Annotated in this window: 9 protein-coding genes; all 9 read left to right on the forward strand. The window is 44.9% G+C overall.

Annotated elements, in window-relative coordinates; genetic code table 11:
• The first annotated feature begins 70 nt into the window (after nt 1-70).
• The 9 genes from BM126_RS18535 to gatA all read left to right on the forward strand — a co-directional run bounded on the left by BM126_RS18535 (nt 71) and on the right by gatA (nt 12,675).
• Nucleotides 71-1,108 carry a DUF3048 domain-containing protein gene (locus BM126_RS18535; RefSeq protein ID WP_090990917.1) on the forward strand — a complete coding sequence of 346 codons (1,038 nt, stop codon included), beginning with the start codon at nt 71-73 and terminating at the stop codon, nt 1,106-1,108.
• 31 nt (nt 1,109-1,139) lie between these two features.
• Nucleotides 1,140-1,433 (forward strand): YerC/YecD family TrpR-related protein, encoded by a 294-nt coding sequence (locus tag BM126_RS18540; RefSeq protein ID WP_090990918.1) that lies wholly within the window; start codon nt 1,140-1,142, stop codon nt 1,431-1,433.
• Nucleotides 1,434-1,721: 288 nt separating this feature from the next.
• Nucleotides 1,722-2,405: a heptaprenylglyceryl phosphate synthase gene (locus BM126_RS18545; RefSeq protein WP_090990919.1), complete on the forward strand. Its 684-nt coding sequence runs from the start codon at nt 1,722-1,724 to the stop codon at nt 2,403-2,405.
• Between the two features lie 173 nt (nt 2,406-2,578).
• The gene (pcrA, locus tag BM126_RS18550; protein ID WP_090990920.1) at nt 2,579-4,819 is read left to right on the forward strand and encodes a DNA helicase PcrA; all 2,241 of its coding nucleotides are present in this window, start codon (nt 2,579-2,581) and stop codon (nt 4,817-4,819) included.
• Nucleotides 4,820-4,921: 102 nt separating this feature from the next.
• On the forward strand, nt 4,922-6,928 hold the full coding sequence (gene ligA / locus BM126_RS18555; RefSeq protein WP_090990921.1) for an NAD-dependent DNA ligase LigA: 2,007 nt from the start codon (nt 4,922-4,924) through the stop codon (nt 6,926-6,928).
• A 13-nt stretch (nt 6,929-6,941) separates the two neighbouring features.
• A complete protein-coding gene (locus BM126_RS18560; RefSeq protein WP_090990922.1) occupies nt 6,942-8,111 on the forward strand; it encodes a CamS family sex pheromone protein in 1,170 nt (389 codons plus the stop codon).
• A gap of 276 nt (nt 8,112-8,387) precedes the next feature.
• Nucleotides 8,388-9,935 (forward strand): L-glutamate gamma-semialdehyde dehydrogenase, encoded by a 1,548-nt coding sequence (gene pruA, locus BM126_RS18565; RefSeq protein ID WP_090990923.1) that lies wholly within the window; start codon nt 8,388-8,390, stop codon nt 9,933-9,935.
• A 978-nt stretch (nt 9,936-10,913) separates the two neighbouring features.
• Nucleotides 10,914-11,204, forward strand: coding sequence for an Asp-tRNA(Asn)/Glu-tRNA(Gln) amidotransferase subunit GatC (gene gatC, locus BM126_RS18575; RefSeq protein ID WP_071352931.1), 291 nt, complete (start codon nt 10,914-10,916; stop codon nt 11,202-11,204).
• A 13-nt stretch (nt 11,205-11,217) separates the two neighbouring features.
• On the forward strand, nt 11,218-12,675 hold the full coding sequence (gene gatA, locus BM126_RS18580; protein WP_090990925.1) for an Asp-tRNA(Asn)/Glu-tRNA(Gln) amidotransferase subunit GatA: 1,458 nt from the start codon (nt 11,218-11,220) through the stop codon (nt 12,673-12,675).
• Nucleotide 12,676 lies beyond the last annotated feature (1 nt).

Raw genomic sequence — 12,676 nt, forward strand, 5'->3', positions numbered from 1 at the left:
TATAAAAGAAGAAGTTTTTCAATCTCGAGGGGAATAGCCTGAAAATTTAGTCAGGGAGTGTGCGGTCACCATGCGTAAAACTTTTTCAATCCTGATGTCTTCGTTTCTTCTGGTGGCTGGCTGCAGCCATAAACATGATGACAAACCCAAACAGGAACCTCGGTCAACGGATAGCACTAAAACTAAAGATACAGATATAAAGCAAGGTTCATATAAGTACCCTTTAACGGGTATAGGCACGAAAGATCCTGCGGACAGCAGGGCAGTTGCCATCATGATTAACAATCATCCGAAGGCAAGGCCGCAAACAGGGCTTTCCAAAGCAGATGTTGTGTATGAAATGCTTGCTGAAGCAGGTATAACAAGATTTTTGGCTGTATATCAAAGTGAAATGCCAGAGCAGGCAGGTCCGGTCCGCAGTGCGCGGGATTACTTTGTAAAATTGGCCAAAGGCTTCAATAGTATTTATATAGCACATGGTTATAGCCCTGATGCCAAAAAGCTTCTCAAAAGCGGTTATATTGATAATCTGAACGGGATCCAGTATGATGGCACATTGTTCAAGCGATCTTCAGACCGGAAAGCTCCGCATAATTCCTATATTACCTTCAGCAGCATTGAAAAGGGAGCAAAGATGAAATCGTTTGATTTAACAGGTGCACCCAGGGCCTTTTCCTTTTTGAGCGCTAAGCAGCTGAAGGAATTGCGGGGAGACCCGGCAGGAACGGTTTCCGTTTCATATGGTTCCGCATCATTCGATGATACGTATACGTATGATAGTGCCAAAGGAAGATATAAACGGTATACAAACAATCAGCAATCGGTGGAATATAAAACTGGTGCATCCATTCTGCTTGACAATATTTTAGTGATTGAAGCGCATCACAAGATCATTGACAGCTACGGGCGCCGTGATATTAACTTTACTTCTGGCGGCAAAGGATATCTCTTTCAAAAAGGGAAAGTGAACAAAGTAAAGTGGAAGAATGTACACGGGGAAATCGTTCCTTTCAGGAATGGCAAAGAGGCAGGCTTCGTCCCCGGAAAAACGTGGGTGAATATCATCCCGGATCATCCCGGGCTTGCTGGCAGCCTATCCTATAAGTAATAGGGAATCAGACATTTAAAGGAGATACACTATGCAAATAGAGAAATTAAGAGGAAAAGAACTTGACCAGCTTTTTAAAGCGGTTTTGACTTTAAAAGATTTGGATGAATGCTATCGGTTTTTTGATGATTTGTGCACGGTGAATGAAATTCAGTCACTTGCACAGCGTCTTGAGGTTGCACGCATGCTTCAAGAAGGAAAAACCTATCATAAAATCGAAACGGAGACTGGCGCAAGCACAGCTACGATTTCACGGGTTAAGCGCTGCTTAAACTACGGAAACGATGCCTATACAATGGCACTTGACCGAATTGTGGAAGACTGAGTTACCGAACGCTTATAAAATCAGCACAGACAGCCGGATTATCTATTCCGGCTTTTTGTTTTTTAGGGGATACTGGGCAGGTTCTTGATGGCTCAGAGCCTGCAGGATGCAGAGAATTTGGCCTGCTAGCTATGAGTCCGGGCCTTTTATTCTTGCTCGCATATACATGCCTGGACAGGACATGGGCTTTTCGTATTTGTTTCAGAAATTTTTTGCAAATACATCTCTTTTTTATTGAAAAATCTTAATGCTATAATGGTTTAATGGGAATTAGAATGGAGGATAACGATGTACGATTTTCGCGAGTGGAAGCATGTGTTCAAACTCGATCCAGATAAGGAAATAAGTGATGAGGCGCTGGAGGCGATCTGCGAATCCGGAACAGACGCCATCATGGTGGGGGGGTCTGACGGCATCACCCTTGAAAAAGTATTGGATTTAATGGCAAGGGTGCGCAGATATACCGTTCCATGTGTCCTGGAGATTTCTGATGCAGAGACGGTAACGCCAGGATTTGATCTGTACTTTATTCCCTCTGTCTTAAACAGCACAGATCCGGATTGGATTATGAATCTGCATCATAAAGCTGTGAAGGAATACGGGGAAATCATGAACTGGGACGAAATATTTGTAGAAGGATACTGCATTCTTAATCCTGACAGCAAGGCAGCGCTTTTAACAAAGGCTGATGCAAACAAGGATGCCGAGGATGTCGGAGCCTATGCGATGATGGCCGAAAAAATGTTTCATCTTCCTATTTTTTATCTGGAGTACAGCGGAATGTACGGAGATCCTCTTGTCGCAGAAAAAGCAAAAAGCAATTTGGAGGAAGCTGTCTTTTTTTATGGGGGCGGCATTGCTTCAGCAGAGCAGGCTAAGGAAATGGCAGCTCATGCAGATGTCATTGTAGTTGGAAATATCATTTATGATAACCTGGCAGCAGCACTTGAAACAGTAAAAGCTGTTAAATAGAGTTTGAAGGTTCTGATTCATCCTGATACGCCTGGCATTGTGAGGCCAATAACAAGCATAGAGATAAGGCAAAAAGCCTTTCTGCTTTTGTGCGCCTTTTTGCCGGGAGTGGACAAGGGGTTTGGATTTTTTATATACTAGGAACAAATGTTCGAAAAAAAGGCGGTGTTTTCATGCAGTTTTTATCTGAGAAATTAGTAAATGGTTTAAATGAACAGCAGCAAAAGGCAGTGAAAGCAACGGATGGCCCCCTTTTGATCATGGCCGGCGCAGGGAGCGGAAAAACCAGGGTGCTGACACACCGGATTGCTTATTTAATGGTGGAAAAAGAAGTGGCGCCATGGAATATTCTTGCGATCACTTTTACAAATAAAGCAGCAAGGGAAATGAAGGAGAGAATCCGGGCAATATTGGGAGGAGCGGCAGATGAAATCTGGGTATCCACCTTTCACTCGATGTGTGTGCGAATTTTAAGGCGCGACATTGACCGGATCGGCTTTAACCGTAATTTTTCAATCCTCGATACAACTGATCAGCAATCGGTGATTAAACAGATTCTTAAAGATAAGAATATGGATACGAAAAAATATGACTATCGGGCAATTCTCGGCAGCATCAGTTCAGCAAAAAATGAACTTGTCAGCCCTGAGGAATTTGCAAAAACAGCAGGCGATTACTATAGCCAGGTGACTGCTGATGTTTATACAGAGTATCAAAAAAGGCTCCGTAAGAACCAGGCACTCGACTTTGATGATTTGATCATGATGACGATCCTGCTGTTTCAGCGTGTCCCTGAGGTGCTTGAATATTATCAGCGCAAATTCCAGTATATTCATGTGGATGAGTACCAGGATACAAACCGGGCACAATATATGCTTGTAAAGCAGATGGCATCCCGATTCAGGAACATCTGTGTTGTCGGTGATTCCGATCAGTCCATTTACCGGTGGCGGGGTGCTGATATAGCCAACATCCTGTCTTTTGAAAAGGACTACCCGAACGCAACGGTTATTTTCCTTGAGCAGAACTACCGGTCGACGAAAAGAATTCTTTCCGCAGCCAACGGTGTCATTGGAAATAACAGCAACCGGAAGCCGAAGAATCTTTGGACTGAAAACTCTGAAGGAAATAAGATTTTTTATCTCCGTGCAGACAGCGAGCAGGGAGAAGCACAGTTTGTAGCCGGAAAGATTAATGAAATATCCAGGGATTCTGGCAGAAAGCTCTCTGACTTCGCCATATTGTACCGCACAAATGCACAGTCACGTGTCATGGAGGAAGTGCTGCTGAAATCTAATATCCAGTACAGCATCGTGGGCGGCATCAAGTTCTATGACCGCAAAGAAATCAAGGATATTTTAGCTTATTTGCGCCTGATTGCGAATCCGGATGATGATATCAGCCTGCGCAGGGTGATTAATGTGCCGAAACGGGGAGTGGGCTCTACCTCACTGGATAAAATTGCCGACTATGCTGCAAGCCAGGACCTTTCCATGTTTGGGGCGCTGGAGGAGATTGAGCATATCGGTCTCAGCCCGAAAATCATGAATGCGGCAAGGGAGTTCCGAGATCTTGTCAAAGGCTACAGCAACATGCAGGAATACCTTTCTGTTACAGAGCTGGTGGAAGAGGTCATCGGCAAGTCAGGATACCGTGAAATGCTTGAGGCTGAAAAAACAATCGAATCTCAAAGCAGGCTGGAAAACATTGATGAATTTCTTTCTGTAACAAAGAACTTTGAGGAAAAAAATGATGATAAGTCACTAGTTGGATTCCTGACTGATCTTGCTCTAGTAGCAGATATTGATTCCCTGGATGATACAGATGAAGCGCAGGAGACAGTCACATTAATGACGCTGCACTCTGCAAAGGGACTTGAGTTTCCTGTAGTGTTCCTATTGGGGCTTGAGGAAGGCGTGTTTCCTCACAGCCGTTCACTCATGGATGAAGAAGAAATGGAAGAAGAGCGGCGGCTTGCTTACGTGGGCATTACGCGTGCAGAAACCGAGCTTTACATCACGAATGCCCAAATGAGGACACTATACGGACGGACAAACATGAATCCTGTTTCCCGGTTCATTAGTGAAATTCCGGAAGACCTGCTTGAAGACCTGATGCCGAAGCCTAAGGCCAAAAGGTTCAGCAGCCAAAGCAGCTATTCTTCAAAACCTGTTCAATCAGGCGGCACCCAGCGTACCCCATCATTTGGGCGGGCGGTATCGGCACCTTCTAAAACCGGAGGAGATGAAATCGGCTGGAAGGTCGGCGACAAGGCTTCGCATAAAAAATGGGGAACCGGAACGGTCGTCAGTGTGAAAGGTGAAGGCGAAGGGAAGGAACTTGATATTGCATTCCCGAGCCCTACCGGCATCAAACGCTTATTGGCCAAGTTTGCACCAATTGAAAAAGCATAAATGCGGGCATTCTCCCGCATTCTAAAATAAAATAGAAGCTGTGCAGACTGACTGGAGGGTCTGTCAGTCTGAATAGATCTGTAAAAAGAAAGGGCTGGATTTATGGACATAAAAGCTGCGCAAAAAATTGTCACAGACCTGCAGAATCTGCTGAATCAGTACAGTTATGAATATTATGTAATGGACAAGCCCTCTGTGCCGGATTCAGAGTATGACAAGCTTTTAAGAGAGCTCATTGGATATGAAGAGCAATTTCCAGAGCTGCGCACTCCTGATTCTCCGACACAGCGTGTGGGCGGAGCGATTTTGGATATGTTTGAAAAGGTCGAGCACAGCAGTCCGATGCTCAGTCTTGCAAATGCCTTCAACGAAGATGATTTGAGGGACTTTGACAGAAAAGTACGCCAGGCAGTGGGAGAAGACTATTCCTATGTCTGTGAATTGAAGATTGATGGTTTGGCCGTGACCCTGCAGTATGAAGATGGCTACTTCACCCGCGGGGCGACCCGGGGCGACGGGACAGTCGGTGAGGATATCACGGAAAATCTGAAGACTATAAAAACCATTCCTCTTAAACTTAAGGAAGCAGTTACACTCGAGGTCCGCGGTGAAGCGTTCATGCCGAAAAAATCTTTTGAATCCCTGAACAAGGGAAAAGAAGAGCGCGGCGAGGAGCCATTCGCAAATCCGCGAAATGCGGCTGCAGGGTCCCTCAGGCAGCTTGATCCCAAACTTGCGGCGAAAAGAAAGCTTGATATTTTTCTATATGCCATTGCAGATCTTGGCGAAACGGGTGTGAAGTCTCACAGCGAAGGCTTGGATCTTCTGGACAGGCTTGGCTTTAAAACCAACCATGAACGGAAAAAATGCGCAGGCATTGAGGAAGTACTTGAGTATATCTCGGGATGGGGAGAAAAGCGCCCGAATCTGGCCTATGACATCGACGGAATCGTAGTAAAGGTGGATTCCCTTGATCAGCAAGAGGAGCTGGGAAGAACGGCAAAAAGCCCTCGCTGGTCCATAGCGTATAAATTCCCTGCCGAGGAAGTCATAACCACACTCAGGGATATTGAGCTTAATGTCGGCAGGACAGGGGTCGTTACCCCAACTGCCATACTGGATCCTGTGCGCGTTGCAGGCACGACCGTACAGCGGGCCACTCTTCATAATGAAGACTTAATCCGCGAAAAGGATATTAAAATCGGCGATAAAGTAGTTGTCAAAAAGGCCGGCGATATCATACCAGAGGTCGTGAATGTCCTTGCTGAGCAGAGAACAGGCGAAGAGAAAGATTTCTTTATGCCTACGCATTGCCCTGAGTGCGATAGCGAGCTTGTGAGGCTGGAGGGGGAAGTGGCCCTTCGCTGCATTAATCCGAAATGCCCGGCACAAATCCGTGAAGGGCTGATCCACTTTGTATCCAGGAATGCGATGAATATTGACGGACTTGGAGAAAAGGTAATCAGCCAATTGTTCGGTGAGCATCTGATAAAGGATGTTGCCGATATTTATAAATTGACAGAAGAACAGCTTCTGGGACTGGAACGGATGGGAGAAAAATCGGCTTCAAATCTGCTGCAGGCCATACAGGCATCTAAAAGCAATTCGCTTGAGCGTCTGCTGTTTGGCCTGGGGATCCGCCATGTCGGATCGAAAGCGGCGAAAACACTTGCCCAGGAGCTTGGAAGCATGGAAGCCTTAAGCAAGGCAACAGCTGAGGAATTGACTTCCATCAATGAAATAGGAGGGAAAATGGCTGATTCAGTTGTATCTTATTTCGAGATGGAAGAGGTGCAGGAACTGCTGAAGGAGCTGGAAGCAGCAGGAGTTAATTTTGAATATAAAGGGCCGAGACCGGTCTCTCCAGAAGAATCTGACTCTATATTTGCTGGCAAAACCATCGTGCTCACTGGTAAACTGAGTATACTGACAAGAGGCGAGGCCCAGGAGAAGCTTGAGGCACTGGGAGCCAAGGTATCAGGAAGCGTCAGCAAAAAAACGGATCTCCTGATTGCGGGAGAAGATGCAGGCTCCAAGCTTGCCAAAGCTGAAAGTTTAGGAATTGACGTTTGGGACGAGGAACGGCTGATTGAAGAATTAAATAAGTAAGAGGGTGTAAGCCATGAAGAAAATTCCCTTTCTCGTGCTGATTATAATGCTGTTTCTCGCGGGGTGTGCCCCGAAATTCGACAAGCAGCAGGAAGTGGTGAAGGATTCATCAAAATCAAAGGAAAAAGCGATTATTCCAAAGTACAAGATTTCTGATGAATACTACCGCACGATACTGCCATTTGAACCGGCAAAAGCGAGAGGACTTGTAGTTTCCAATTTAAATACCCGCTATGACATTAAAGAGTTCGAAACAGGGCTCATGAGAATAGCGCAGAATAATTTTGATCCGAATAAGTATCTTTTCCAGGAAGGGCAGTCCCTGGATTCACATACCGTGAATCTTTGGCTGAACCGCAAATTCACTAAGGCACAGGCTAAGGAAAATGGCATAAAGGCCAGCGATAATATTGGCTTGAATCCATTGGATCCGGGTAAAGGCAATATTGATACCCGAAATAAGAAATATCCGATATACCTGGCCCACATTCTTGAGCAGGATTATCTGCTTAAGGATTCAAAGAATAAGGTGAGCCTTGGCGGAGTTGTGATTGGCCTTGCCCTCAATTCTGTACACTATTATCAAAAAGAAGAGTACGGCGCTACCTACAATACAAAAGTTCCTCAGGCGGAGGTTGTTTCACATGGTAAACAAATCGCCCAGCAGGTATTACAGCGCCTTAGAAAGATGGACAAGCTGAAAAACATTCCAATTACGATTGCTTTATTTGAGCAAAAACAGAAATCTTCTGTGATTCCGGGGAATTTCATTTATTACACAAATGTAGATGCAGGAAGCGGTCAGGTGGATAAATGGGAAAAGGTGAATGAAAAGTATTATCTCCTTCCCTCTGATACTGCAAATACAGATCACAGAGATGACAATGTGGCATTCCTGAACTTTAAACAGGATGTAGAAAAGTATTTCCCTAACTTCAATGGAGTAATGGGAAGGGCTTTTTATGAAGAAGATCAAATGAAGTCTTTAAATATTGATATTCCGATTCAATTTTACGGGAGCTCAGAAGCAGTGGGCTTCACCCAATATGTAACAGGACTCGTTATGGAGCGATTTCCTGCGTATGTTTCCGTCCAGGTGTCCATTACATCTGTAAATGGACCGGAAGCACTTATTGTGCGCAAAGCGAATCAGGACCAGCCAACCGTCCATATTTATGATTAATAGACTTTAGGAAATCCCGGTACTCCTGTGCCGGGGTTTTTTGCGTGAATTTGCCTCAGGCTTGAGCGTAAGAAACAGGGTATAACAGTCTGTGCAAAGCAGGCGGCAGAAGCGAAAATTACCTGGCAATATGAACAGACATGGATGTAAAAAGAAGAGATTAAAAGATTTTTAGAGAATTCTTTCAGAAATACTATATGAAGATGTTTGAAGAGTTTGAACTTATCAGTTAAAATGATAGATGGTGTTAAAGAATTATACATAGGAGGGATTATCTTGGTACAGGCATACAAGCATGAACCATTTACTGACTTTTCTCAAGACTCCAATAAAAGTGGGTTCCTTGAAGGATTAAAAACCGTTAAGGAATACCTTGGCAAAGACTATGACCTATTAATCGGAGGAGAAAGAATCTCCACTGAAGATAAAATTGTTTCTTACAATCCTGCTAATAAAGACGAAGTAATTGGAAGCGTTTCAAAAGCGAGCCGCGACTTGGCTGAAAAGGCAATGGAGGCTGCTGATGAAGCATTTAAATCATGGCGCAAGGTGAAGCCGGAGGTAAGAGCTGATGTTCTTTTTAAAGCAGCTGCCATCATCCGCCGCCGTAAGCACGAGTTCTCAGCTCTTATGACGAAGGAAGCAGGAAAGCCTTGGCATGAAGCAGATGCAGATACTGCTGAAGCAATTGATTTCCTTGAATTTTATGCGCGCCAGATGCTGAAATTGAAAAATGGACTTCCTGTTCAAAGCCGTCCGGACGAGTTTAACCGTTTTGATTATATACCGCTTGGTGTCGGCATTATCATTTCTCCATGGAACTTCCCATTTGCAATCATGGCTGGAACGACTGTTGCTGCCATCGTTGCCGGAAACACGGTACTATTAAAGCCGGCTTCAACAACACCGATTGTTGCAGCGAAGTTTGTAGAAGTAATGGAAGAAGCAGGCCTTCCTAAGGGCGTCCTGAACTTCGTGCCGGGAAGCGGTGCAGAAGTTGGGGACTACCTGGTAGACCATCCGCGCACACGCTTTGTTTCCTTCACAGGATCACGTGAAGTCGGCATCCGCATTTTTGAGCGTGCTTCTAAGGTAAACGAAGGCCAAATCTGGCTTAAGCGCGTGATCGCTGAAATGGGCGGCAAAGATACAATTGTCGTTGACAAAGAAGCAGATCTTGAATTGGCAGCGCAGTCTATCGTGAAATCGGCATTCGGCTTCTCTGGACAAAAGTGTTCAGCATGTTCCCGTGCTGTTATCGTAGAAGATGTGTATGACCAAGTCTTAAACCGTGCTGTAGAATTAACGAAGGAATTGACTGTCGGAAATCCGGAAGACCAGTCACACTTCATGGGGCCGGTAATTGACCAGGCTGCTTATAATAAAATTCTTGAATACATTGAAATCGGAAAAGGAGAAGGCAGGCTATTAGCCGGCGGAGAAGGCGACGACTCTAAAGGATACTTCGTCCAGCCGACAATCATTGCAGACCTGGATCCGAAAGCTCGCTTGATGCAGGAAGAAATCTTTGGTCCTGTAGTGGCATTCGCTAAAGCAAAGGATTTCGACCATGCTATCGAAATTGCCAACAATACAGATTACGGTTTGACAGGTGCAGTTATCACAAGCAACCGAGAAAACATGGAAAAAGCGCGCGAGGATTTCCATGTTGGAAACCTATACTTTAACCGCGGCTGTACAGGAGCTATTGTCGGATACCAGCCATTCGGCGGATTCAACATGTCAGGTACAGATTCCAAAGCAGGCGGCCCGGATTACATCGCCCTTCACATGCAAGGGAAAACAACATCAGAAGCCTATTAATCTCTTCCGTTCATGGAAGGGCTCGGACTGTAGACAAACCCGAAAAAGCGGGTTTGCCTGCAGTCTTTTTTGTTTTGAACTATTTTCGTAAACTTTGCTGCTATGGAACAAGGTGGCTGATTTCCGCTCCAGGATGCTCGCTTTCCGCGGGGCGGCCGGTGAGCCTCCCTCGGCTGCGCCTGCGGGGTCTCACCTATTCCGCTAATCCCGCAGGAGTCTCGCACCTTACGCTCCAATCAACCTGACTTAACACTAGGGCGCCTCACAGAACATAAAAAAACATACCAAGAAATCCAACTTTAGTTATCCACTTTATAAAATGTTGGATTATAAGGGAGTGTACCTTTGTGTTCTCTCCAAACATTTTCAATAAGAGTGTCAATATCAAGTCTATCATTTAATTTACCTACCAATTTCAACAAAAAGAAAGAAAGTACTCAAGCTATCTGTAATTATTCCTTTGCTCCTCTTATCTGCAAAAGCGGGAAAAAAGATAGATTATGGCTGAATGTAAGAAATGGAGGTAAGGTTTTAGTGCAGAGTGAAGTGGTAAACTGCCATATTTCCCGGCTGCATTACAAAAAGAGACTATTTCCCGGACAATATTCACAATTTCCTTCTGTTATTTTGACTTTTTTCTTAAAAACTGTTGTTTTTTAATGAACTGTTGAAGGCGATTCATGCGGAATTATACATGCCCATATTATAAAACCGTTCATTACTGAAAATGAAAGCGGAAGCATGGTGAAGATCTGTTTTCCTATACTATCTATTGTTGCTTTAATGTAAGATAGTCTGATATGATTTAAAAGAATGTTCAAACAGATAAAAATCAGGCTTTTGCAGAACCATTATGAATGATCATCGGCCCTTTTCGTTAAGAGCCGATTTTTTCAATCAGGGGGTGTGAAGCCTTCCCTTTATTGGGGCATCAGCACGGTTAAGGTGCTGTTTTTATTAATTTCCGGAGGTGGAAAGATGTCACGGATTACGATGGATCAGGTCAAGCATGTGGCACATCTGGCAAGGCTCGCTATTTCTGAGGAGGAAGCTGTTCAATTTCAGAAGCAGCTTGATACTATGATTTCTTTTGCAGAGCAGCTAAATGAGCTGGATACAGAAAATGTTGAACCAACTTCACATGTGCTGAAAATGTCCAATGTCATGAGAGAGGATATTGCGAAAGAAGGCTTGCCGATTGATAAGGTGCTGAAAAATGCACCAGACAGCAAGGATGGACACATAAGGGTTCCGTCCATTATGGATTAAGGAGGGGAAAAGGATGTCATTGTTTCAGCATGGTGTTCCAGAGCTTTACAAGCTTTTACATAGGAAAGAAATTAAAGCCTCTGAACTTGTGAATGAATCTTTTGAAAGAATCGGGCAGGTGGATGGTCAGATTAAGGCCTTTTTAACACTTGATGAAGAAAATGCCCGCAGCAAGGCGAAGGAAATAGATGAAAGAATTGAGACAGGAAAAGATCATGGCAACCTTTTCGGCTTGCCGATCGGGATTAAAGACAATATTGTGACAGAAAACCTGCGCACTACGAGCGGAAGCAGAATCCTTGAAAACTTTAATCCGATATATGATTCCACAGTCGTTCAAAAACTGAAAAAAGCGGAAACGATCACGATTGGAAAGCTGAATATGGACGAGTTTGCGATGGGCTCCTCCAATGAAAACTCCGCATTCCAGGTTACCCGCAATCCATGGAATACGGATTATGTCCCGGGTGGCTCTTCAGGCGGGTCTGCAGCATCAGTAGCAGCAGGTGAAGTCCTATTTTCCTTAGGATCAGATACGGGCGGCTCGATTCGCCAGCCTGCAGCCTACTGCGGAGTTGTTGGCTTAAAGCCTACATACGGAAGAGTGTCGCGTTTCGGCCTAGTGGCTTTTGCTTCCTCACTTGACCAAATTGGTCCTGTTACAAGGACGGTTGAGGATAATGCCTATTTGCTTGAAGCCATTTCAGGCATCGACCACATGGATTCAACCTCTGCGAATGTGGATGTGCCAAGTTTCTCTTCTTCTTTGACTGGAGATATCAGGGGGCTGAAGATCGCCGTTCCTAAGGAATATTTGGGTGAGGGTGTTGGAGAAGAAGCGAGAAATTCCGTTTTAGCAGCTCTTAAGGTATTAGAGGGCCTTGGCGCCGAGTGGGAGGAAGTGTCGCTGCCGCATTCTAAATATGCGCTGTCCGCTTATTATCTGCTTTCCTCATCTGAGGCATCAGCCAACCTGTCCCGTTTTGACGGCGTCAGATACGGCTACAGGACAGATGGAGCACAGAACCTGCTTGACATGTACAAGCAGACACGTTCTGAAGGCTTTGGAGATGAGGTGAAGCGCCGGATCATGCTTGGAACCTTCTCCCTAAGCTCGGGGTACTATGATGCGTATTATAAAAAGGCCCAAAAAGTGCGCACACTGATTAAAAAAGATTTTGAAGATGTATTTGAAAAATATGATGTGATTGTCGGGCCGACCACTCCGACACCGGCCTTTAAGATCGGCGAAAAGACGGATGATCCATTAACCATGTATGCTAATGATATTTTGACCATCCCTGTGAACCTGGCGGGAGTTCCTGCCATTTCCGTACCGTGCGGCTTTGCCGGCGGACTGCCTCTTGGGCTTCAGATTATCGGAAAGCACTTTGATGAAAGTACGGTGTACCAAGTAGCGCATGCCTTTGAACAGGCAGGAGACTTTTATAAAAAATTACCGCAATTGTAAG

It is taken from the genome of Bacillus sp. OV322, assembly GCF_900112495.1.
Lineage (GTDB): Bacteria > Bacillota > Bacilli > Bacillales > DSM-1321 > Peribacillus.

Bases quoted from the DNA above. Each gene is read 5' to 3' on its own strand.
- BM126_RS18535 (WP_090990917.1), top strand. From the start codon at position 71: ATGCGTAAAACTTTTTCAATCCTGATGTCTTCGTTTCTTCTGGTGGCT.
- BM126_RS18540 (WP_090990918.1), top strand. From the start codon at position 1,140: ATGCAAATAGAGAAATTAAGAGGAAAAGAACTTGACCAGCTTTTTAAA.
- BM126_RS18545 (WP_090990919.1), top strand. From the start codon at position 1,722: ATGTACGATTTTCGCGAGTGGAAGCATGTGTTCAAACTCGATCCAGAT.
- pcrA (WP_090990920.1), top strand. From the start codon at position 2,579: ATGCAGTTTTTATCTGAGAAATTAGTAAATGGTTTAAATGAACAGCAG.
- ligA (WP_090990921.1), top strand. From the start codon at position 4,922: ATGGACATAAAAGCTGCGCAAAAAATTGTCACAGACCTGCAGAATCTG.
- BM126_RS18560 (WP_090990922.1), top strand. From the start codon at position 6,942: ATGAAGAAAATTCCCTTTCTCGTGCTGATTATAATGCTGTTTCTCGCG.
- gatC (WP_071352931.1), top strand. From the start codon at position 10,914: ATGTCACGGATTACGATGGATCAGGTCAAGCATGTGGCACATCTGGCA.
- gatA (WP_090990925.1), top strand. From the start codon at position 11,218: ATGTCATTGTTTCAGCATGGTGTTCCAGAGCTTTACAAGCTTTTACAT.